Genomic DNA, 23,516 nt, shown 5'->3' with positions numbered 1-23,516 from the left:
AAGGAAGAAGAGCATGACCTCCTTATTTCAGCTTCCCGTGCAGGTGGAAACCGAAACCGTCACATCTCCGGGTGTGACGATCTATACGCCGAGACTTTCGGGCCTCCGGAATGCCGCCGCTCAGAATAAGTTGAACGCGGCGTTTTCCGGCCTCACGGCCTCGCTCGTTTACGAACAGAAGAAGTACCAGACCGGCACTCTCCGGGAGATGACGGGTCATTATGAGGTAAAAACGAATCAAAGAGGACTCCTCAGCCTGATCGCCACCAACTATGCCTACTCGGCTCCCATGGCCCACGGTTACACTGTTGCGGAATCTCTTACATGCAATGTAAATTCCGGGGGTTTTTTCACCCTTTCACAGCTTTTCAAACCCCGAAGCGGCTACGTGGAACTGCTCTCGCGGCACGTAAGGGCACAGCTTCACCGGCGGAAACTGCCCCTGCTGAACCCTCCGTTCAAGTCCGTCTGGCCCGATCAAAACTTCTATCTGGCGGACAAAGCGCTGGTGGTGTATTTCGATCTCCTTGAAATCACTCCCTATTACGTCGGATTTCCCATGTTTCCGATCTCCGTGTACGATCTGCTTCCTATTGCGGCAGAAGGAGGTCCCCTGGACATCCTTGCGGTAGACGTCACCTAGTATGACCACGTCCGGTTATCGGACGAAGCGGCAGCCTCTCAACCGGAGGCTGCTTTTTTGCGTTCTACTTCAACACCCAAACATTAATAAAATTGGTCTACCTTAAAAAATAAACAAAAATATAATTGCCCGCTCCGCTAAATTTCCTCAGGCTCCGAAGAAATGCGGGCCTGCACGACTTTAATCCCTGTCCTTGTTTGAAGGACAGGGATTTTTTGAGATTTTATCGTTCCGGAGGGTAATATAAGAGAGCAAGACCCATACCTAGGAGGCGAATAAACATGGAAACCAGCTTATACGAAAAACTTGGCGGAAAAGACACAATCGGAAAAGTCGTGGAGGAGTTTTACAAGCGTGTCATAGAGGACGAATCGGTCAATCATTTCTTCCGGGATACGGATATGGCGAAACAGCTGCGTCATCAGACGGCTTTCATCAGCTATGCGCTCGGCGGCGCCCCCTACTCAGGCAGGTCGATGGCTGCAGCCCATACGGGACTGAATCTGCAGCCGGAGCATTTCGACAGCATCGTCAACCATCTGCAGGCTTCTTTGCGGCATTTCGGAGTTACGGAGGAGGATATCCGTCAAATCACGGAGAAGGTGGGATCCCTGAGGGGCGATATCCTTTATAAATAAACCAGATACCGGGCATTTTCTCCGGAAATGCTCTCGGTAACTGCCTTTGCCCCGGCCGCCTCGGCTTGGACGAATGTTCTCCTGAATCTTTGTCCTCTTTTCCCGCGGGGACCGGATGTGCTACAATTTGCAAAACGTCTTCACGTGTTAGGATTACTCACATATAGAGAAGGTAGAGGGGGGAAACGGATGGATATGCGCAAGTACCGTTTGGATGAACCCGCACTGGGTACATTCAGCGAGGAACGGGACGAATACGAGCGCGATTACGCCCGTCTTATTCAGTCTCCGGTGTTCCGGCGGCTGCAGGGCAAATCGCAGGTATTCGGGGCGGGGACCGGGGATTATTACCGGACGCGGCTTACCCATTCCATAGAAGTTTCGCAGATTGCCCGCGAGGTTGCCCGGCGTATGAGAAAACAGTACGCGTTTTGTATCGGCGGGGAGCATCCCGGCTTGATGATCGACCCCGCCGTCGTGGAATGCGCTTCGCTCGCGCACGATTTGGGACATCCTCCGTTCGGCCACAAAGGCGAGGAAGTGCTCAATCACCTCCTCGGGGAGGAGCACGGCCTGTCCTACGAAGGAAACGCGCAGAATTTCAGGATTCTGACGTTTCTGGAGAAACGCGCCGGCAGCGACAGCGGCCTGGATCTGACGGCCGCCGTGCTTCTGGCCATCAACAAATACCCGTACAGTCTGGAAGAGCCGGGACGGCTCAAAGGCGTGTACGGGATGGAATGGGAGGGCATCCGGCAGCTTCGGGACATGTGGAACATGCCGGAAGGCTGTCCGACGCTGGAAGCCCAGCTGATGGATTTGTGCGATGACATCGCGTACTCCACGCATGATATTGAAGACGGCATCCGCGCCGGCAAAATTCAGATGAACCGCTCCTTCTTCGAAGACGACCGGCTGATCGGGCACCTCGTTCAGGAAATCGTGAACGATCAGGGAAACCTTGAGGTCGGCTGGGAGCAGGTGGACATCGCCGCGATGGTGAAGCAGGTGCTCGCCTCGTACCTCGAGCAGTGGGAGCTCATCTACGCCCAGTGCGACCGGGAAGCCTCACGCACGCGCAGAGAAATGAAAGCCCGCTGGGTCAGCTCCTTCGCCGGCAAAGTCGGCATCATCGACGACCCGGACAAAGGCTGGAAGCGCGTCACGTTCGTGCGTGAAGGCCGCCAAGACCTTGATCTTCTCCGTACAATGGAGATTATCAAGAAGCTGGCCTGGGTCACGCTCGTCAAGGACTTCCGCGTCCAGCGGCTTCAAAAGCGCAGCGAAATCATCATCCGCCGGCTGTGGGACAGCTTTAAAGTGCCGGATCACGGACAGCTCATTATCCCGCCGGACTGGATCGAGAACTACGAGCTGCACCGCACCGTGTGGTCTTGGCCCCGTCTGGTCGCCGACTATATCTCCGGCATGACCGATGCGTACGCGGAGAAAGTCGCCGCCGAACTTTATGCGAGCAAATCCGGCTCGATCTACGAGATGGATTAAGGCATCGCCCGTTTTTTTAAAATAAAGCCTGTATATTTATGCAGGCCAGGACGGCAGAATTCTTAGCGGCTGAGGCTCCGGCTTGCCGAAGTAATAGCCCTGAAACCATTCATAGCCCAGATCCCGGAGACATTCCAGATCGTCGCGGTCCTCGATTCCTTCCGCGAGCGCACGGGAATTGAGCTCCTGGGTCATTCTTGCCACAGCGCGTGCCACGCGCTGTTTTCCTTTATCCTTGCTGACGCCACGGCAAAATTCAAGCGCCAATTTCACAACGTCGGGCTCCAGCTCGGATAGGACCTGCAGGCTGTTGAAACCCGTTCCGACATCATCCAGTGCATAGCGGAAGCCATGTTTTTTGTAAAAAGCCAAGATGCTTCTCAGGTGGTCCATATTGTTGATTTCTTCGCTCTCCACCACTTCGAATACGATCGATTCGGGGTTTACGCCCGTTCTCTCCACCATTTCAACCGTCGATTGAAGACAATGAACGGGATTATAGATGGACGTCGGGAGGAAGTTGATGAAAATCAGCCCGTCATCCAGACCCCCCGCGTTCCGGACAGCTTCCAGACGGCAGGTGCGGTCCAGCGCGAACAGACGGTCTCTCGCTTTAGCGGCCTGAAAGAGCTGAACCGGCGGAATCAGCCCGCCGTCCTGCGCGGTTCCCCGTGATAGCAGCTCGTATCCGATAATGGAGCTCTCCACGCCGTCAAAAGAAACGATCGGTTGATAAAAAGTCCGGATAGAGCGGTTTGTAATGACATCGTCAATCCAATGGGCATCTCGTTCTTCCTTGAAAAATTGGAAGGGCTTGAGCTTGTCCAGCCCCTGCAAGGGATCATGCTTGTCCGCCCGCACGGCCCGGATATTGGCATATTTCAGATGCGCGGTCACATAATCGAGCATGGCGTTGAACAGAGATTCGTGCATCCAGTACAGCCGTGAATCGATTTTATCCCACTGATCCGCCGGGTATTCCGGCAAATAGGCATCCAGAAACGCGGAAGTTTCACTTCCGCCAAAATAGACCGTGTAGCCGCGCTCCCCAACGAAGCATTTCGAACAAAATTTTTGCATGAAAAGCGCTCCCTATGTCACATAATGGATGGATTTACGTCTATCTTACTTAATAAGCGTTCTAATTTACAACCTTTAAGGATAAAATTTCATTTTATTGCGGAATTCAGGTTTGAAAACGGTTTTTACTTCCTAATTCCCCTGAAACCTCCTTAAGGCATTTTCACCGAATTCCCACTCCGGCGTTTTCAGACCGCCTCCTTCTTTAAGCGCGTACCAAGGGCTCTGCGCGGGATTCGCCGGATTAGTTAAGATTTGCGTCTCCTGGGCGGGTGTGTAGCTTTGCGCCAGCATAAATACGGTCTCCCCCGTCGACTTGTTCACCGCCGTATCCACGACAATAACCGCGTGTCCCGGCGATCCCCCGACAATAAACACATCTCCCGGCTTCACATCGCTTTTCTTGACCGGTATCAGTTCTTTTTCCAACGATAACGTTCCCGCATAGGCGAAAACCACATCCATAAACTTGCGGAATCCCTCCTGGCTGTTATCGGCTCCAGCATTTTTTACCCACGATGCCTGATTTCCATTCATCTTAATTCGATAGCCGTTCATCCATTTTGAATATTCGGCTTTAAACCCGTTCACAAAGTTAAAATGAATCTCCCCGTACTGCTTCCGGTCGAATAAATATTGGGCCCGCAGCAGCATGACCGCATCGGCGCACTGGTGAAGATCGCGGCTGCCGATCGGGATATCGACCACCGCCTCGTAGACCCCCGGCTTGTTTTTCTCACGCCCGTCGAACAGATGAACGACCGAACCGTCCGGCTTCAGCTTCAGTCCGCGTAAAAAGGCCGCAAAGCTTCCGGGCTCGGCCCCCGTGCGTTCGTATCCTTTCGGCGCTTTAAACCTCTCCTGTAAGGTAGCGCCTTCGGGCAACACGATGGCGGCGTTCTTTGCGGCAGTCTTTCCGGCTGCCGCTTGTTCCTTGCCGGCCTCTTCGGCGGCCTTCTTTGAAGCCGTCTCCGGCGAACCGGCCGACTCACACGCCGACGCTCCCAGCGACAGGACCAATAGGCCGAGCAGCGCGCTTTTTCTCCATGTATCGATTCCTGTAAAGGACATGCCGATCGTCTCCTTTGAACTCTTTTTCTTCATTATAATGGATACTAGAATTTATTTACAAAAGATGCAATGAAATCTAGTCTTTTCGATGCGCGCTCCGCATTACCTTAAACCAAGCAAAATATTTTTCCCCGCCCGCCGCTCTCCGCCCTCTTCTATTCCAATGAACCTTTACATAGATTTGAAAAACAACTTGAAAATTGACGCTTGACGTTTGCGAGTTCCGGTAGTACGATACATATCATTAATCCCGACTAAACTTATGAGCATTAAGGGGGAACAGGCTCCATGAATAACAACTTGATCAAAGCCTTCGAGACCAACTGGATTTCCCTGGTTGTTTCTCTAATTATTATCGGCTTTCTTTATTTTTTGGCCAAAAAACGCGTCAGCTTCGGCTACCGCGTCCTGATCGGTCTTGGTATCGGTCTTATCGTAGGGTTCATTTTCAACACCTACAAAGTCGACGCGAAAAGCGTCAGCACGATCGGTACGATCTACGTCAATCTCATCAAAATGATGGTGATTCCGCTCGTAGTCGTTCTCGTCATCAACAGCATCGCCGGTCTTTCCAACCTCGGACAGCTCCGCAAAATCGGGCTGAAAACGATCGGACTGTTCCTGGGCACCACCGGTATCGCCGCCTTGATCGGGCTGCTTGTCGCACTCGTTTTCAATCCGGGTTCCGGCATTCCGCAAGGCACGCTTAAAGATTTCAAACCGAAAGAAATCCCGACGTTCTCCCAGGTTATCCTGGATCTCGTCCCGTCGAATCCTTTCAATGAAATGGCGACCGGCAAAGTCGTTCCGGTTCTGATCTTCGCAATCTTCGTTGCCGTTGCCATCGTTCATATCGGTTCCAAGAAGCCCGATGCCGTCAAGCCCGTGAAGGACCTGATCGCTTCTCTGGCTCAAGTGCTTCACCAGGTGATCAAGTACGTCATCCGCCTGACTCCATACGGCGTATACGCACTGATCGCAGCTATGTCCGCCAAATACGGCGTGGATACCTTGAAGCCGCTGATCATGCTCATTCTGGCGACGTACACGGCGCTTCTGCTTCACTTCATCATTACGTTCGGCGGTCTGGTTACGTTCGTAGCCAAGGTTAACCCGTTCAAGTTCTTCCGCAAGGCTTACCCGACGATCGCCGTTGCTTTCACCACCCGCAGCAGCTACGCGACACTCCCGGTTAACCTGGAAGTCCTGACGAAAAAACTGCGTGTATCTCCGCGTATCGCCAGTTTCGTGGCTCCGCTCGGCGCGACGATCAACATGAACGGCTGCGGCGGCGTATGGCCCGCTGTCGTTGCGATCTTCGTCGCAGGCGTCTACCACATTCCGCTGAGCGTGTCCGATTATATTCTGATCGTGCTCGTCAGCATGATCTCCTCCGTCGGCGTTGCCGGCGTACCCGGACCGGCTGCCATCTCGACGACGGTCGTTCTGACCGCTCTCGGTCTGCCGCTCGAAGGTCTGGGCCTGACCCTCGCTATCGACGCAATCGTTGACATGGGCCGTACGGCCGTGAACGCGACGGGTACTACGGTGTCCACGCTGATCGTGGCCAACTCCGAAGGAGAATTCGACCGCGCGTCCTTTGACCGCGACGAAGAAGATGAATTGGAATTGAACCCGTCTTAAGCGGGACGTTAATGAAGGGCAGACTCCGGTCTGCCTTTTTTATTTGCCTGTATCGCATGGAATCGAGAGCGGGCCGGCCTGTACTCGGTTCTTTTTTTATATACTGCCTTGTGTGTCCCTCTTTACGGCTTGCAAAACCCGCCCGGTGCTGTTAACATCATGATTCCCTGTTTAAATATACAAAAGAGGGAGCCTGCGTCCGATAATGGGTATGTCTGGGAGGCAGCTAAGCAATACTAACATCAACTCTGTATGGAGACAGGAGACACAGAAACGCTTATGAGAAAAATTGGGTCCATCTACGCCCGTGATATCCGAAACATCGCAACCAATTGGGTGGCCGCTGTCATTATTTTAGGCCTTGTATTCCTTCCCTCGCTTTACGCGTGGTTTAATATCGAAGCTTCCTGGGATCCGTACGGCCAGACCGGGGGCATCGCCATTGCGGTCGCCAATAACGACGAGGGAGCGACACTGCGCGGCAAGCAGCTGAATCTGGGGAACGAAATCGTAGCCTCGCTCAAAGAAAATGAAAAGATCGGCTGGACCTTCGTCGACGAGAAAGAAGCGATGAAAGGCGTCAAACACGGGGATTATTACGCCACTATCGTCATTCCCGCCGATTTTTCCGCCAAAATCGCTACCGTGCTGACCGACGATCCGCAAAAAGCGGACATTCTCTACTACGTGAACGAGAAGATCAACGCCGTCTCGCCGAAAATCACGTCCAAGGGAGCCACAGGCGTCATTGACGAAGTCAGCCGCAATTTTATCAAGGTGGCGAACGGAACGATTTTCCAGATCTTCAACGAGGTCGGTGTCGAGCTTGAGAACGAACTGCCGACGATCGAGAAAGTGAAAACACTCGTTTTCAAACTCGAAACGGTGTTCCCGGAACTCAATCAGGCCGTCGGCGTCGCGCTGGACGATGTACATAAGTCGAATGACATTGTAAAAAAAGCGCATGATAACCTGCCGACCGTGACCCAGCTTGCCAAAGACGGAGAGGCATTCACCAACAAGCTGGGTGACTTCCTCGGCAAAGGCTCGGAAGCCGTCGAAGCGCTCGGTCCGAACATCAAGCAGGACCTCCTGCTGCTCCAGCAGACAGCGACGGCCACGGAAGAGCTGACCGGCATTTTGAAGGACGCGAACTTCGACCCCGCCGTCGCCAAGGCCGCGATCGACCGGGCTTCGCAGCGCCTGACGGTTGCGGTCGATGTGACGGACCGGATGATCGGCTTGTTCGAACAGCTGAACAAGTACACCGGCGGCAAGGTAATGCCGTTCGTGATCGACCGGCTGAAGTCGGTCAAGGACCGCTTCCAGCAGCAGCTGACAACGATCGGCAAAATCAGGGACGCGATCGACAAAGGCGAGAAACCGGCGCAGGAGCTGGTCGACAACCTGAACCGTCTCTCGAAGGAAGCGGCCGGCTTCATCGGCGACATTCTGGGCCGGTACGACAGCGAAATTCAGCCTCAGATTCTCCAGGGAATCGCGAAAGCGAAGAAAACCGCCCAGAATGCCCATACCGTGCTGACCGAAGCCGTCAAAAGCATCCCCGATTTGCAGAAAATTCTCGGCGATGCGGCGAAAGGACTGGCCGTCGGAGACAAGGAGCTCAAAGAGATCCAGGCCCGCCTGCCGGAGGTAGAGACGAAAATCAAGGATCTGGCCGATAAAATCCGCGCCTTTGAGAAAGAAGGCAACCTGACGGAGCTGATCGACCTTCTGAAAAACAACTTCGAGAAGGAAAGCGAGTTCTTCTCGGAGCCGGTACAGCTCAAAGAAAACAAGCTGTTCCCGATTCCGAATTACGGTTCGGCCATGTCGCCGTTCTTTACGACGCTTTCCCTGTGGGTCGGCGCGCTGCTTCTCGTATCGCTTCTGACGGTAGAGGTGCACGAGCCGGGCTACAAGAGCTACCAGGTATTTTTCGGGCGGTATTTGACGTTCGGTACGCTGGCCGTTATGCAGTCGCTGATGGTCACGCTGGGCGACATGTTCATCCTGAAAACCTATGTCGTCGACAAGCTGTGGTTTGTCCTGTTCGGCATGGTCCTCAGCGCGGTCTTTATGCTCATCGTGTACACGCTCGTCTCCGTATTCGGCAATGTCGGCAAAGCGATGGCCATCGTCCTTCTCGTGCTGCAGTTGGCAGGTTCCGGAGGTACGTTCCCGATCCAGGTGACCCCTCCGTTCTTCCAGGCGATCCACCCGTATCTGCCCTTCACATACGGGATCAGCATGATGCGGGAAGCCGTCGGCGGTATCCTTTGGGACATTATTATGGAAGACTTGATCATGATGGCCATTTATATCGGCATCACCCTGCTTATCGGACTGGCGCTTAAGAAAGTCATCAATAAATCCAGCGCCAAATTCATAAGCCGCGCCAAAGAAAGCAAGCTTATCCATTAGAAGCGGGACCTGCCTCCGGGCAGGTCTTTTTTTCTGAAATTTAGGATAGGGACAGTTCATTTTCAAGGATTCTGTCCATTGACCCCATCCCGATATGACAGTACACTAATTATTAGCCGACTAACTAATAAAGGAGGGAACCGAACGCCATCATGGATATTTACCAATCGGATTCCGTCTTGCAGATCTTGTCACGGGTCTTCAAGCTTCACCGCCGCCATCTGCATGAGCTGCTTCAGGACTACGAGGTCTACCCGGGACAGCCGCCCCTGCTGATCCGCTTGTCCGAGAAAGATGGCCAGAGCCAGCACGAACTGGCCGCCCAAATGCGCGTAAAGCCCGCCACGCTTACCGTGATGATCACCCGCATGGAGAAAACCGGACTTCTCCGGCGCGGAGCCGACAGCAAGGACCAGCGGGTATCGCGGGTCTATCTGACGGATAAGGGGCATCAGGCAACGACTGCCGTAAAGCGGGCCCTCCGCGAAATCGAAGAAACATGCCTGGAGGGCTTCCTGACGGAAGAGAAGCTTCTTTTCCGCCGTCTTCTTCTCCAAATGTATGAAAACTTGAAAGATATCGAGGAACAAATCGATTAGCCGGCAAATTAAAAGGAGGTGACCGCTCTGTTTGCTTTGAGCCGATATTTAAAACCTTACTGGAAAGCGGCCGTTCTGGCTCCGCTTCTGATGCTGCTTGAAGTATACATGGACCTGCTCCAGCCTAAACTGATGGCCGACATCGTAAATCAAGGCGTGGCAACCGGAGACCTCGCCACGATACGAAACACCGGTCTGCTTATGCTCGGTGTGGCCTTGATCGGACTGATCGGCGGGGCCGGGTGCACCATATACTCCAGCATCGCTTCGCAAAATTTCGGTGCCGATCTGCGGGACGATCTTTTCCGGAAAACCCAGACATTTTCTTTCCGGAATCTGGACAAGTTCAAATCCGGGTCGCTCATTACACGGCTGACAGGAGACGTCGTGCAGGTTCAGACCCTGGTACAGATGACCTTGCGAGTGCTTGTCAGAGCGCCTTTTCTCGCCATTGGCGGCGTCATTATGTCGTTTCTGCTGAATCCGCGGCTTGCTTTGATCCTGGCTGCGGCCATTCCCGTTCTTTTTCTCGTGCTGTATTTGCTCATCCGCGTGTCCCAGCCCCTCTTCTTGAAGGTTCAGGAAAAACTCGACCGGGTGAATACGGTCCTTCAGGAGAATCTGGGCGGAATCCGGGTGGTGAAGGCTTTCGTACGTTCCGATTTCGAGCGCAAACGCTTCGGCGAAGCCAACCGGGATTTCACGGATATCGCCCTGAAGGCGGCACGGACGATCGCTTTGAACGCCCCCATTATGACGTTCATCATGAACGTCAGTCTGGTAGCCGTGCTCTGGTACGGCGGCGCTCAGACGTGGAATCTTTCTTTTCCCGTGGGAGACCTTATCGCTTTTCTTAACTATGTAACCCAGGTTCTCACTTCCCTGCTTACCGTAGGCATGATGATGATGTTTGTTACGAGAGCGAGAGCTTCCGCCGGGCGTATTAATGAAGTGCTCGAAGCGCAGCCGGAAATCGCGGACAAACCGGGTGCTTCCGCCAATGCCATCCGTGCGGGCCGGGTCGCCTTCGACCGCGTCTCTTTCGCTTACGATGAAGACGGCAGAGAGCTTGCCCTGAGAGACATCAGCTTCACGGCAGAGCCCGGGCAAAAGCTGGCTATTCTGGGAGCGACGGGCTCGGGCAAGACCTCCCTCGTCCATCTCATCCCGCGGTTGTACGACCCGACGGCCGGCCGGGTCCTTATTGACGGAACGGACGTCAAGGACATGGCTCTGGAGCACCTGCGCAGCCGCGTAGGCATGGTTCTCCAGCAGGCCATTCTCTTCAGCGGCACCATCCGCGAAAATATTTCCTACGGCAGGGCGGACGCCACGCAGGAGGAAATCGAGGCGGCAGCCCACGCAGCCGAAATCCACGCCTTCATCGCCGGTCTGCCGGAAGGCTATGACACCCTGCTCGGCCAGAGAGGCGTCAATCTCTCCGGGGGCCAGAAGCAGCGCATCTCGATCGCCCGCGCCCTGCTGGTCCGGCCGGCAGTGCTCATCCTCGACGACTCCACGAGCGCGGTGGACCTGGCGACCGAGGCCCGTATCCAGCAGGCGCTGAAGGAGCGGATGGCGCACACTACGTGCCTGCTTATCGCACAGCGCATTTCATCGGTCGTCGACGCCGATCGGATTCTCGTGCTGGAAGACGGCCGTATCGCCGCCAGAGGCACTCACGCCGAGCTGCTGGCCGCCAGTCCCGTTTACCGGGACATTTACAAATCCCAGCAGGGAAGGGAGGAAGTCATCCATGGCGGATAAACCCCAAAACAACGGTTCCCCCGCACCGGAACCCCCGATGGGCTTAGGCGGACCTGCCGGCCGGGGTCCGGGTCCCGGAGGCCCGCGCATGACGCAGAAAGTACGCGCCAAGAACACGGGCGCCACGCTCGGCAGGCTAAGCCGGTATCTCGGACGTCAGCGCAAGGGACTGGCGGCGGTCGTCCTCCTGACCGTGCTCAGTGCCGGCGCCGGACTCATCGCCCCTTACCTGCTCGGACGGGCCGTGGACGACTATATTCTGCCGCGGGATTACGGCGGCCTTCTGAAGCTCTGCCTTCTTCTGCTCGGCATTTATCTGTTCAGCTCCGTGATGGCCTGGTTTCAGACGTACGTGATGGCCGCCGTTTCTCAACGCACGGTGCAGAACCTGCGCCATGACTTGTTTTCTCATCTGCAGAAGCTGCCGCTGAACTTCTTCGACAGCCGGACGCACGGAGAGCTGATGAGCCGCACGACCAACGATATCGAGAACGTCTCGAACACGTTAAATCAAAGTGTCATTCAGCTCATGACAAGCGTGATTACGATTGCCGGCTCGCTTGTGCTTATGCTGACCATGAACGTCTGGCTCACGCTCGTCACGCTTCTTTCCGTACCGGTAACCATTTATTTAACCGGACAAATCTCCAGGCGGACCCGCACTCATTTCAAGGGCCAGCAGAAAAGCCTGGGCGCGCTGAACGGATTTATCGAGGAAACGATATCGGGCCAGAAAGTGGTTCAAGTGCTGCGCCGGGAACACCAGACAGCCGCCCGTTTCAAGGAGATCAACGACGAGCTGCGGGAATCCGGGACGAAGGCTCAGATCTACTCGGGCATGGTAGGCCCCTTCAACAACGTGGTCAACAACTTCAGCTTCGCTCTTATCGCCGCAATCGGCGGATGGCTCGTAATCAGAGGCTGGACGACTCTCGGGGTCATTGTCAGCTTCCTGAATTACTCCAAGCAGTTTACGCGCCCGATCAACGACCTGGCGAATCAGTACAATCTGATCCAGTCCGGGATTGCCGGCGCCGAACGGGTTTTCGAAGTACTCGATGCGAACACGGAGTATCCCGACATTCCTCAACAGAAAAAGGACAACACCGCCGGCGGCCGTCCTCTGAATGTGGCGGGTGAAGTCGTTTTCGAAGATGTCTCCTTCTCTTACAAGCCGGGTTCCCCGATCCTTTCGGATATCTCCTTTACCGCGAAGCCGGGGGATACGATTGCTCTTGTGGGACCGACCGGAGCCGGCAAAACGACCATCGTCAACCTGCTTACCCGGTTCTACGAGATTGACGGAGGGGAGATCCGGATCGACGGAACCGATATCCGGGAGCTCGACAAGGACAGCCTCCGCGGACAGCTCGGTATCGTTCTCCAGGACGCCTACCTGTTCTCGGATACACTCCGCGAGAACATCCGGTACGGGCGGCTGAACGCCACCGACGAGGAAGTGGAGGCTGCGGCCAGACTGGCGAACGCCGACAGCTTCATCCGCAAGCTTCCTCAAGGCTACGGCACGCTGATGTCCTCTGAAGGCGGCAATCTAAGCCACGGCCAGCGGCAGCTGATCACGATTGCCCGCGCCATTCTCGCCGATCCGGCCGTCCTCGTTCTGGACGAAGCTACAAGCAGCGTCGACACCCGGACGGAGATGCATATCCAGGAGGCGATGAACCTGCTCATGAAAGGGCGGACCAGTTTCGTCATTGCGCACCGTCTCAGTACGATACGCGACGCCGATCTTATCCTCGTCCTGAACGGAGGAAAGATCCTGGAACGCGGAACGCATGAAGAGCTTTTGGCTGCCAGAGGATTCTATTACGAGCTGTACAGCAGCCAGTTCCGCGAAGTGGTGTAAACCGCAAGCACGACAAAAAACCTCCGGCTCACTTATAGAAGTGAAACCGGAGGTTTTTTGCTAATTAAACGTTATTTTTGTGCCGTAAAGATAAGAACCGTTCCTAAAATCAACCCATGGCGGGTATAAGCTACTTCGTCTGTTTCGTTTTCGGTCACTGACCGATTTTCCGCTAACTGCCGTTAATCGTCTATGCGCGCCACTTCGAGCTTCAGGTACCGGTTCTTCTCCCGCTCCAGCACGGTAAACTTCACGTTCTCGTAGGTCAGGGACTCTCCTTCGGAAAGGTCGTCACGATGACCGTACAGCCATCCTCCGATGGTATCCCATCTTTCGGTTTCAAGATCCACAAGCAGGCGGTCGTTCACGATAGGAACGGATACTTTACCGTCTAATACGAGATGACCCTCGCCTTTTACCAGAATCTCCGGCTCATCCTTCATATCGAATTCGTCACGGATTTCCCCGACGATCTCCTCCAGAATATCCTCGATGGTAACCATACCCGAGGTACCGCCGTATTCATCGATAAGAATCGCGATATGCGTGCCTTCCTTCTGCATCCTTTTCAGGAGTGCATTGACGGGAATGACCTCGGAAACCGCCATAACCGGCTGAATCAGCGTGGTGACATCAAGCTCCTCGTCATCCTCGTAAGCCAGGAAGAATTTTTTCGTATTCACAATCCCGATCACGTTATCCTTGCTCTCCTCGACAACGGGAAAACGGGTATACTGCTGTTCTTTGATAATCACCAGATTCTCTTCCCTGGTCTTGTTCGCGTACAGGCAGATCATGTCGGTGCGGGGCACCATAATATCTTTGGCGAGCATATTGTCAAAAGCAAAGATCCGGCTGACATAGCCGTACTCGGCCTGGTTAATTTTACCGCTTTCATAACTTTCGTTAATAATAATCTGAAGCTCCTCTTCCGAGTGCGCTTCTTCATGCTCCGATGCCGGTTTGATGCCGAAAAGCTTCACGAGCTGGTTGGCGGAACCGTTCAGCACCCAGATAAAAGGATACATGACTTTGTTAAACCAGATGATCGGACGGGCAGTCAGCAGCGCCACAGCCTCTGTTTTGCGGATAGCGATCGTTTTCGGAGCCAATTCGCCAATTACGACGTGAAGGAAGGTGATAATAACGAATGCGATAAGAAACGAAAGCAGTCCGGTTAACGATTCGTGCAGATGCAAGGATTCGAAAACGGGGTGCAGTATTTTCTCGACCGTCGGTTCACCCAACCAGCCTAAACCCAGAGACGTAATGGTAATACCGAGCTGACACGCGGACAAATATCCGTCCAGATTGGTAAGCACCTGCTTCACGGCCCTCGCGTTGCTTTTGCCTTCGGCGATCAACTGATCCACCCGGCTGCCCCGGAGCCGTACAACGGCGAATTCCACTGCCACGAAAAACGCGGAGAGTCCAATCAATAAGGCAATCATAAAAAGGTTTAACAAATAACTGTCACTTTCCATTTCGGTAATCTACTCCCTTAAACTAAAGATAACCATTCCTTACGTGGACTCTAGCCTTATGGTTTCATTTCTCCGGCCTAAAAAAACGGATATTTTCCGCCAATATATTGAAGACCCGAAGCTGGACAAAAACTTCTGGAAAGTTATAGGATGAATAGGAATGACTTCAAGATAGAGAAATACTATTTCGGATAAAGGATTGGTTTAGAGATGAAAAAACAGGTTTTTATGTTGACTTCTACGCTCTTTCTGCTCACGGGCTGTACGGGCACGGGAGAGAAAATTGAAACCGCGGGGACTCCGGTTTCTACGGCCGCAACGCCCTCTTCCGGATCGGGCGAAACGTCTGCATCCGTTACGCCGTCATCCCGCATTGCAGGAACGCCCGTGCCATCCTCAACATCGGTGGAACTTCCCACGGTAACTCCGATTTCTTCCATCCCGGCGAAGCCTCCGACTCAAGAGGAAAAGAAGGCTTCCGTCAGACTAGCCGACCAAAGCGGAACAGCAGCCGGGCAGGGCAGCTTTCTTTTCGACTTCGAAACCGGGGACGGATTTCAGTTTTATCTGGAGAACAAAGGCACCCAACGCCTGTTGTATCGCGTCAACTATCCAAGCGGACAAAATCAGGTAGAGAAGACGATTCTTCAACCCGGAGAATCCCATTCTTTTACCTATCGGAAAAGCAGTCTGGACTTACCTGGAGTACACGGGGCTTACATAGTGTACATGTACAACGATGACGGATCGAGCCTTGACTACAATCTAGTGGTACGTGGTTTAAATGAATAAAAGAACCTCCGGACCGCTTCAATAAAGCGAATCCGGAGGTTCTTCTGCAATTTCAGTGTGTTTAATGCAGGCTGCGCGAATTCGAGTCGGCGCCGTAAGAAGTGTCTTCCCCACGTTCTTTGCGGCCCATAAACGGCCACCAGTTGGCCGGACCGAACATCCGCACCATGACCGGAATAAACAGCGGCAGCATGATGAGCGCGTAAAGGAACAGTCCGCACAATACAATAGTCGCGATCTGCAGCAGGGACATGACGCCCGACGGCAGCATCGCCGCAAACGTTCCGCCCAGAATGAGGGCGGCGGACATAATGACCGTCCCCATGTTTTTCATCGCTTCAAGAATCGCCTGCTGCGGAGACAGATGGCGGTATTCTTTGAACCGGTCCATGAGGAAAATACTGTAGTCGATTCCGAGCGCCATCAGCATCACGAAACCGAAGAACGGAACGGCCCAAGAAATGCCGGAGTATCCGAGCATCCGTACGAAAATCACTTCCGTAATCGCCATGGACGTGTAGTACGTCAGCAGAAGCGAAAGAATCAGATAGATCGGAATGACAATCGAGCGGAACAAGACGATCAGGATAAGCGCAATTCCGATCAGCATGAGCATCGCGGTACGCGAGTAATCCGCTGCGGAGATGTTTTTCAAATCGTTGTTCATGCTCGTAACACCGTCTACGGCATAAGTCGCATTCTGGAGCGGAGTGCCTTTGACGGCGCGTTCGACCGCTGCCGTAAGCTCGCCGGACTGCTCCAGCGTCTCGACTTCGTACGGGTTGCCTTCGAAGATGACTTCGAACTTCGCGATCTTGCGGTCCTTGGACATATACGCATCCAGCGAAGGCTGAAAGTCCGCTCCGGAGATGACATCCTGCGGCATAAACCAGCCGCTGATCTGTTTATTCGGCGCGGCCGACAGTTCCTTCAGGTAGTCCTGCGCGGATTTCAGGCCGCCGGACACCTGCGACAAGCCGTTCACGCTCTTGTCGAGGCCGCCCGTCAGCTCGCCGAGCTGACCGTTCAGCTGAGCGAAGCCCTGCTGCAGCTCTTTCTGCCCGCTGCTCAGCTTGTCGAAGCCCTTGGTCAGCTCGGGCAGCTTCGCCACGATCTGGCCCTGGCCGTCGGCCGCCTGATCAATGCCGGCCTGCAGCTTGGCGATGCCGTCGGAAAGCTGAGCCAGCCCCTGCGCCAGCGCGGCCTGGCCGCCTGCGGCTTTCTCGAAGCCGGCGTTGGCCTGCTGAAGGCCCTGATTGGCTCCGGCAAGCTGCTGGTTCAGCTGCTTCAGCCCTTCGCCGAGCTGGGCCGCACCCGACTGAAGCCGGGTCACCGCGCCCTGCGTCTTGAGGAAGTCGGGGTCCGACTTCAGCTCGGGGTACTTCTGCGCGAGGCCTCCCAGCCCCTGGCCGACATCGCCGAGCCCTTGGGCCAGGCCGGAAGCCTGCGAGGCGACGTCGCCGTAAGCTTGGGTCAGCTGGCCCAGGCCGCCGCCGACCTGCTTGTAGCCGGCAAGCAGGTCACTGCTCGCCGCCGCGAGCTGATCGGCGCTTGCCTTGGCCTGCGCGAGCCCCGCGCGGAGCTCTCCCGCACCGGCGGAACCGCTGCGCAGGCCTGCCTCGAGGCGCTCCAGCCCGTCGCCGAGCTGAACGACGCCCGTCTTGAGGGCGTTCGTGCCGTCGACCAGCTGCTTCGCGCCGTCGGCGGCCTCGTTCAGCTTCGGCGCATTGGCGCTGAGCGCACTGCTTGCTTCGGAGAGGCCTTTGCCGATCTCTCCGAGGCCGTCGCCGCTTTGGCCGATGCCGCCCTCAAGCTTCTCGACCTGGCTGGCTACCTGCAGATCGTCGAGCGGCTCTCCCGTCGGACGGGTTACGCTGCGGACGTTTTTCACGCCGTCGACCTTCGCCAGCTCGCGCGTGACCTGCTCGACGGCCGCCAGCCCTTCCGAGTTGTCGAGCGGCTTGTCGGTTTTCACGACGACCGTCGAAGGAAGCGTATCTCCGGGGCCGAAGCTGGAGGAGATCAGGTTAAACGCTTTGACCGAATCGTACTTTTCCCCGATTTCATCCAGGGAGTTAAACGAGGTCGATCCCTTGTACGCGACCAGGAAAGGAACGATAATAACCGCAAGAATCACAAGCGACCAAAGCGGTTTTTTTAACGAAAAAGAACCAACGGCGCCCCACAGGCGGCTCGGTTTATGCTCCAGAGAGCCCTTTGCCGGCCAGAAAATCACTTTGCCCAGAAAGGCCATAAAGAACGGCACGAGCGTGACCAGCGCCAGCAGCATCACGGCTACGCCGACCGCAACGGCAACTGCCGATCGGTACAAGACGAAGGTCGAGAGGCCGATGGAAGCGAACCCGACCAGAACCGCCAGACCCGAGAAAAACACGGTCCGTCCCGCCGTCCGGTACGTGGCGAGAATCGCCTCCGTTTTATCTCCGGAATGGGCAAGCTCTTCCTTGAATCGGGAGATCAGCAGAATGCAGTAGTCGGTCCCGATCCCGAATAAGACGGCGACGAGGAAAATCTGCGTAAAGTTCGACAGCGGAAAATCCGCATATTTCACAAGGAAGGCCACGACGGATTGCGAGACCAGGTAGCTGAAACCCACGGTCAGAAGCGGAATAAAAGGCGCGACCGCCGAGCGGAATACGATGAACAGGATGGCCAGAATGAAAATAACGGTGATGTACTCCGTTTTCTTGAGCCCGTCCTGCGAGCTTGCCATCACATCCTCCTGGATCAGCCAGTTCCCGGTGTAATAGTGCTCCACCTTAACGTCGGAAACCGTGCCGTACAGCGCATCGCGGATTTCTTTGGCTTCCCGGCCGTCTTTGGCCGTATTCACCAGCACGAGTACGGTTTTCCCGTCCGCGGACACCATCTGCTTTTCCAGTTCCTTATTGTCAAAATGCGTCATTACACTCGAAACGCCGGCAGAATCCTTGGCGTTCTTGAGCTTGTCGACTCCCCGCTTGACTTCGTCAAGCTGAGCTTGCGTCAGTTTCTCCGTGTCGTGAAATACCAGCACCGATGATTCCTCACCCTCGGCTTCCGGAGAGCCCTTCTTCATTTCCTCGATCAGTTTCGACGCCGTCGTGGAGGAATACCCTTCCGGTACGGTAATCTGGCCTTTCTCCCGGACCAGCGATTCCATGTTCGGCGCAGTAAGCATCAGCCCCGCCGCCACGGCGATCCACAGCACCAATATGAGCCATCTGAGCTTCAATACGGTTCTCATCCCTTGTGTCTGCTCCCCTCATCCGTCTGCATCAAGACGTTCGCAAGTTTTTCAAAGGTCTCTATAAACACTATTGCTTCCTGCCCGTCAAAATGTTTGATAACGCCCGCCAGCAGCTCCTGAATGCGGAGCCGCATTTCGTTGACGGCCGCCGTTCCTTTATCGGTGAGCGCCAAATAAGTCACCCTGCGGTCCTTTCCGTCCGGCAGCCGGGTAATGAGCTTCTTGTCGACAAGCCGGGTGATAATCGCCGTAATGGAGCTTTTGCCCACGCAAAAAATGTCCGCCAGCTCGGAGGACGTGCATTTATCCCGGCTCTGCATATAACGAAGGGTAGAATACTGCTCCTGAGTCAGTTCTTCCGGCATCCGGTCCTTGATCATGGCGTTGAGCCGCCGGTTTACCGTGAAGGACGTGCTCTCGTATCTGTCGATAATTTGTGCCAGCAATGTTTCGTCCATAATAACCCCTTTCCTGTGTGCCTGCGCTGTCTTCTACATAGTTCTATTATCACATAGTTCACCTGTAGAATTATTTGATGAGAGAACTATAACAAATATTGCCTGCCCCGTCAACAAAAGCCCGGTGAAGGGGTTGCCGGGGGTTACCATCCTTATTTTTAGCCGGCGAAAAAAAAGACTCCTCACCCAAAAGGCACCTGTTTAACAGGCCTTTCCGGACAAGGAGTCTCTATCCTACCTTTATTTCATACGGTCAATCCGTTCTACCCATATGCTCTATCCATGCTTCCTATCGGTGCTTTCAATGTTCTGTTAGCGGACAAGCTCGGGAGTTTTCTCGTCAATCGGCACGACGGCGTCATGCAGATCCCGCTCCAGCTCCGCCGTATAAGCGGCGCGCTGCTCCTCCGTCCAGTTGAACCGGGACGCCATGTAATGGATCACCGGCTCTTTCCAGGTTCTCACCCACTTGATGTTGAAAAACACCGCGCCCGTCCGGCGGACGAAGAAGTCCGAGGGCTTCACGGTCATCTCCTGCTCGATGGAGTACACGAGCGCACCGAACAGCGAGGCCGGCATCCGGAACGTCTCCGCTTCTCCCCGCTTCGTTTCGATCAGACGATAAACTTGGTCGATGTTGGAGCCGTAGCGCTGGGCCAGCAGACGGGCTTCCATCACCGTCAGGCCGAGCTTCTGCCCGTCCGCGACTTTCTGCTCCACGAACTGCGGGTAGCGGGCGGAGCCGCCTACGTCGCCGCCCGAGATGGGGAGCGTTCTCGTCTGGCATTCGGACACCTGAATGCCGCCCTCTTCCTGAAGCTGGCGGACGACCAGGTCCACAACGGTTTCGGCCATTTTCCGGTACCCGGTCAGTTTACCGCCCGCAATGGAGATCAAGCCGGAGTCCGAAACGAAAATTTCGTCCTTGCGCGAAATCTCCGACGGGTCCTTGCCCTCCTGGTGGATGAGCGGACGAAGCCCCGCCCAGCTGGATTCGACGTCCTGCTCCGTCAGCCGGAGGCTCGGGAACATCTCGTTGGCCGCACGGATGATATAAGTCCGGTCTTCCGTCGTCATGACCGGATGAGCGATATCCTCCTTGTAGTTCGTATCGGTCGTGCCGATGTAGGTTTTGCCGTCTCTCGGAATGGCGAACAGCATCCGGCCGTCCGGCGTATCGAAGTAAATCGCCTGCCGAAGCGGGAACCGCTCCCCGTCGAAGACAAGGTGGACGCCCTTCGTCAGACGGAGCGTTTTTCCTTTCTTCGAGCCGTCGCGCTCGCGGAGAGTGTCCACCCACGGTCCGGCCGCATTGACGATCCGCTTCGCCCGGATCAGATGCGTTTCGCCGGACAGCTGGTCGGCCACGCGCACGCCGGTCACCCGTCCGTTCTCGTACTCGAAAGCTTCCACTTTCGCATAAGACACGGCCTGCACGCCGAAATCGACGGCTTTCTTCATCACTTCGATCGTCAGCCGCGCATCGTCCGTACGGTATTCGACGTAGTAGCCGCCGCCTTTCAGGTGCTTCTCCTTGAGCAGCGGCTCTTTATCCAGCGTTTCCTGCGGGCTCAGCATGCTGCGGCGCTCGCTCTTCTTCACGCCGGCCAGGAAATCGTATACCCGCAGGCCGATGGACGTCGAGAAAGCCCCGAATGTCCCGCCCTGATAGAAGGGCAGCAGCATCCATTCGGGCGTCGTTACGTGCGGACCGTTCTCGTATACGATCGCCCGCTCCTTGCCGACTTCCGCCACAACCTTGACTTCCAGCTGCTTCAAGTAACGCAGCCCTCCGTGGACAAGCTTGGTCGAGCGGCTCGACGTGCCCTGCGCGAAGTCCTGCATATCGACCAGCGCCGTTTTCAGTCCCCGGGACTGGGCATCCAGGGCAATCCCCGCCCCCGTAATGCCTCCGCCGATCACGAGCACGTCAAATATCCGGTCTTCCATTCTCCATAGGCTTTCTTTTCTTGTATCTCCCGAAAAAGCTGTTTCCATGTTGCTCTCCCCTCTGAGATAAACAAAAAAACCACAAACATGCCGGCTACGTCTACACGTAACGGCTGTCGTGGTTTCTCCTGATCTCCAACCAAATGTATGAACTTATATAATCATTTTACCATATTCCTTCAGAACTTGAAAGCAATGCGGAACAAAACAGGCTCATGCCCGATAGTGTTTCCAGAGCGAGCTGTCCGAGGTCGTCACGGCCGTGGCTCCCGCCTCCAGCGCGTTCTCGACATCGCTTACGGTCCGGATCAACCCCCCTGCAATGATAGGAATGCCGGTAGCCTCTCCGACCTCCTTGATAATGTGGGGCATGACTCCCGGCAGCACTTCGATGTAATCGGGCTTCGTCCTCTCCAGAAGCGTGTAGCTTTTGCGCAGGGCGCTGGAGTCGAGGAGAAAGAGCCGCTGGATCGCCAGCAGTCCGTTCTCCTTCGTCTTCAGGATGACGCTCGCACGCGTCGAAATCAGCCCGGTGGGCTTAATGTATTGGCAGAGGTATTCCGTCGCGTACTCGTCGTTTTTCAGCCCCTCGACAAGATCCACGTGCAGAAGCGGCTTTTTGCCGTGGGATTTCGCCAGGTCCACAAGGCTTTTCAGCATGCCGATATGGCAGTCGAGCAGCACGATGTACTGGAACGGAGACGTCAGCAGCTTCTCCAGATCCTTGATTTTGCGAACAGCGGGCAGAACCCTCTGGTTGTTAAACGACATGGGCTTAACTCCTTTACTGCGGACTTACGAGCTGATCGTTTCGACCTCAACGGCCACCACATCCGTGATGTGTTTGATCTTGGAATAAATGACCGTGGTCCGGTGCTTCTCCGGCGCGGAGACGACCAGTTGGATTTGCTTCAATTCGTCCTTCAAGTCCTTGATTTTGATGTGCTTCACTTTCAGAAACTCCTGGTGAAGCTCGTCGATGACGTAGGACAGGTCGGCGCCGGGGCTTACAATGATGAGAATGGCCAGGTTCCGCTCGCTCAGCTTGCGGGGCCCGAACCATTTGAAGAAGAGCGGGATCAGGTTGATCGCCATAATGATCAGCACGACCGCCGTAGCCGCTTCCTTGTAAAAGCCCGCGCCCGCCGCGATGCCGAGCGCCGAAGCCGCCCATACCATCGCCGCGGTGGTCAGGCCGGAGATGATCTCGTTGCTGCGCCGCAGAATAACCCCGGCGCCGATAAAACCGACGCCGCTGATGATCTGCGCGGCCAGACGCATCGGGTCCATAGTCGTCGTCCCGGGAATGGCATACTTGTGAACGGATTCGATAGACACGATGGTGATGAGACAACTGGCCACCGAGATGACCATGCTCGTCTTGAGGCCCAGCGGTTTATGCTTGAGCTGGCGGTCGATCCCGATAAAGGCTCCGAGGATGAGCGCCATAAAAAGCTTTTGAAGAAACACGTAACTCATGCTGTACTCACTCCGCCGCTCCGCCTTGGAGCAAATCTTTCAGTCGGCCGGGATAATTGGTGATGATCCCGGACACGCCTTTGTCCGTCAATTCCTTCAAATCATGAATTTCGTTCGCCGTGTACGGATAGACTTGCAGTCCGTTCTCCACCGCCTTCACGACGTCTTCCGCGTCAATCGCCTTGTAATGGGGATGCAGGGAATAAACCTCCACATCGAAACTGCGCGCATAAGCGGTCGGGTCCAGCAGGTTGTTGGCATACAGCAGGCCGATTTTCGCCTTGGGCTCGATCAGCTTTAGGCGTCTAAGGCATTTGTGATCGAAAGAAGAAGTCACCACGTTGTCGATCCGCCCGCGTTCGTTCAGAAAATCCGCCAGCTTCTGCTCCATGCCGTTGCCGGGCGCCTTGATCTCGACATTGATCATGATCGAGTCGGGCACCTGATCGAAAACTTCCCCCAGAGTAGGCACTTTCTCCCCTTTGTAGGCTTCCGAGTACCAGGAGCCTGCATCGGCTTCTTTAATCTCGGCCAGCGTTTTCTCCGCGATAGCTCCCTGTCTGTCCGTCGTCCGGTCCAGCGTATGGTCATGGATCACGATCAATTCACCGTCGGCAGACAGATGGACGTCAAGCTCAATGCCCTCGCAGCCCTGCTCGAGTCCCAGTTTGAAAGCGCCGAGCGTATTTTCGGGTGCCATGCCTTTGGCCCCGCGATGCGCGATAATCATCGGTTTGTTTGCTGTCATGATAATTCCCTACTCCCTCCGAAGCGTCGTTGTGATGTGATCCCGGACTTAATCCGCCGTCATCCTAAGTGTACTTCTCTTTCCCGGATAAAATATCCTTTCGCGGTCGTTTCCAT

18 protein-coding genes are annotated in these 23,516 nt (G+C 55.2%); 9 read left to right on the top strand and 9 right to left on the bottom strand.

The features are described from left to right. Positions 1 to 13: 13 nt before the first annotated feature. The 3 genes from AC58P5_RS20135 (at position 14) to AC58P5_RS20125 (ending at position 2,787) form a co-directional block, all read left to right on the top strand. Entirely contained in the window at positions 14 to 643 is a 630-nt protein-coding gene (locus tag AC58P5_RS20135) for a DUF3298 and DUF4163 domain-containing protein (protein ID WP_497389664.1), read from the top strand. A 281-nt stretch (positions 644 to 924) separates the two neighbouring features. Continuing rightward, positions 925 to 1,281, top strand: a complete 357-nt coding sequence (locus tag AC58P5_RS20130; RefSeq protein WP_497389662.1) for a group I truncated hemoglobin — start codon at positions 925 to 927, stop codon at positions 1,279 to 1,281. A gap of 189 nt (positions 1,282 to 1,470) precedes the next feature. Then, positions 1,471 to 2,787, top strand: a complete 1,317-nt coding sequence (locus AC58P5_RS20125) for a deoxyguanosinetriphosphate triphosphohydrolase family protein (protein ID WP_497389660.1) — start codon at positions 1,471 to 1,473, stop codon at positions 2,785 to 2,787. Between the two features lie 36 nt (positions 2,788 to 2,823). Here AC58P5_RS20125 and AC58P5_RS20120 read toward each other — a convergent pair whose 3' ends face one another. Further along, positions 2,824 to 3,867, bottom strand: a complete 1,044-nt coding sequence (locus tag AC58P5_RS20120) for an EAL domain-containing protein (RefSeq protein WP_497389658.1) — start codon at positions 3,865 to 3,867, stop codon at positions 2,824 to 2,826. Positions 3,868 to 3,999: 132 nt separating this feature from the next. Next, positions 4,000 to 4,938, bottom strand: coding sequence for a DUF4846 domain-containing protein (locus AC58P5_RS20115; protein WP_497389656.1), 939 nt, complete (start codon positions 4,936 to 4,938; stop codon positions 4,000 to 4,002). A gap of 288 nt (positions 4,939 to 5,226) precedes the next feature. Between AC58P5_RS20115 and AC58P5_RS20110 the strand changes: the two genes are divergently transcribed. From AC58P5_RS20110 to AC58P5_RS20090, 5 genes are all read left to right on the top strand, one after another. Continuing rightward, positions 5,227 to 6,582 carry a dicarboxylate/amino acid:cation symporter gene (locus tag AC58P5_RS20110; protein ID WP_497389654.1) on the top strand — a complete coding sequence of 452 codons (1,356 nt, stop codon included), beginning with the start codon at positions 5,227 to 5,229 and terminating at the stop codon, positions 6,580 to 6,582. Between the two features lie 279 nt (positions 6,583 to 6,861). Beyond that, complete coding sequence (locus AC58P5_RS20105) at positions 6,862 to 9,006, top strand: YhgE/Pip domain-containing protein (RefSeq protein WP_497389652.1); 2,145 nt, start codon at positions 6,862 to 6,864, stop codon at positions 9,004 to 9,006. 152 nt (positions 9,007 to 9,158) lie between these two features. Further along, positions 9,159 to 9,605, top strand: a complete 447-nt coding sequence (locus tag AC58P5_RS20100) for a MarR family winged helix-turn-helix transcriptional regulator (RefSeq protein WP_497389650.1) — start codon at positions 9,159 to 9,161, stop codon at positions 9,603 to 9,605. A 27-nt stretch (positions 9,606 to 9,632) separates the two neighbouring features. Continuing rightward, a complete protein-coding gene (locus AC58P5_RS20095; protein WP_497389808.1) occupies positions 9,633 to 11,372 on the top strand; it encodes an ABC transporter ATP-binding protein in 1,740 nt (579 codons plus the stop codon). 88 nt (positions 11,373 to 11,460) lie between these two features. Next, positions 11,461 to 13,239 carry an ABC transporter ATP-binding protein gene (locus AC58P5_RS20090; protein ID WP_497389648.1) on the top strand — a complete coding sequence of 593 codons (1,779 nt, stop codon included), beginning with the start codon at positions 11,461 to 11,463 and terminating at the stop codon, positions 13,237 to 13,239. Between the two features lie 182 nt (positions 13,240 to 13,421). Here the strand turns inward: AC58P5_RS20090 and AC58P5_RS20085 are convergent, their stop codons facing one another. Further along, complete coding sequence (locus AC58P5_RS20085; RefSeq protein ID WP_497389646.1) at positions 13,422 to 14,723, bottom strand: hemolysin family protein; 1,302 nt, start codon at positions 14,721 to 14,723, stop codon at positions 13,422 to 13,424. Positions 14,724 to 14,933: 210 nt separating this feature from the next. Between AC58P5_RS20085 and AC58P5_RS20080 the strand changes: the two genes are divergently transcribed. Further along, on the top strand, positions 14,934 to 15,515 hold the full coding sequence (locus tag AC58P5_RS20080) for a hypothetical protein (RefSeq protein ID WP_497389644.1): 582 nt from the start codon (positions 14,934 to 14,936) through the stop codon (positions 15,513 to 15,515). Between the two features lie 61 nt (positions 15,516 to 15,576). Here AC58P5_RS20080 and AC58P5_RS20075 read toward each other — a convergent pair whose 3' ends face one another. The 6 genes from AC58P5_RS20075 to AC58P5_RS20050 all read right to left on the bottom strand — a co-directional run bounded on the left by AC58P5_RS20075 (position 15,577) and on the right by AC58P5_RS20050 (position 23,400). Further along, on the bottom strand, positions 15,577 to 18,762 hold the full coding sequence (locus AC58P5_RS20075) for an efflux RND transporter permease subunit (RefSeq protein ID WP_497389642.1): 3,186 nt from the start codon (positions 18,760 to 18,762) through the stop codon (positions 15,577 to 15,579). Further along, the gene (locus tag AC58P5_RS20070) at positions 18,759 to 19,223 is read right to left on the bottom strand and encodes a MarR family winged helix-turn-helix transcriptional regulator (protein WP_497389640.1); all 465 of its coding nucleotides are present in this window, start codon (positions 19,221 to 19,223) and stop codon (positions 18,759 to 18,761) included. The genes AC58P5_RS20075 and AC58P5_RS20070 overlap by 4 nt, the downstream gene beginning before the upstream one ends. Positions 19,224 to 19,535: 312 nt before the next feature. Beyond that, complete coding sequence (locus AC58P5_RS20065; RefSeq protein WP_497389638.1) at positions 19,536 to 21,221, bottom strand: glycerol-3-phosphate dehydrogenase/oxidase; 1,686 nt, start codon at positions 21,219 to 21,221, stop codon at positions 19,536 to 19,538. 165 nt (positions 21,222 to 21,386) lie between these two features. Further along, the gene (locus AC58P5_RS20060) at positions 21,387 to 21,944 is read right to left on the bottom strand and encodes a glycerol-3-phosphate responsive antiterminator (RefSeq protein WP_497389636.1); all 558 of its coding nucleotides are present in this window, start codon (positions 21,942 to 21,944) and stop codon (positions 21,387 to 21,389) included. Between the two features lie 24 nt (positions 21,945 to 21,968). Beyond that, on the bottom strand, positions 21,969 to 22,652 hold the full coding sequence (locus AC58P5_RS20055) for an MgtC/SapB family protein (protein ID WP_497389634.1): 684 nt from the start codon (positions 22,650 to 22,652) through the stop codon (positions 21,969 to 21,971). A 7-nt stretch (positions 22,653 to 22,659) separates the two neighbouring features. After that, positions 22,660 to 23,400, bottom strand: coding sequence for a glycerophosphodiester phosphodiesterase (locus AC58P5_RS20050; protein ID WP_497389632.1), 741 nt, complete (start codon positions 23,398 to 23,400; stop codon positions 22,660 to 22,662). Between the last annotated feature and the right edge of the window lie 116 nt (positions 23,401 to 23,516).

Source organism: Paenibacillus sp. JT31N7, from assembly GCF_059692095.1.
Note: the sequence above shows the minus strand (reverse complement) of the source record. Positions and strands in the feature narration are given on the sequence as shown.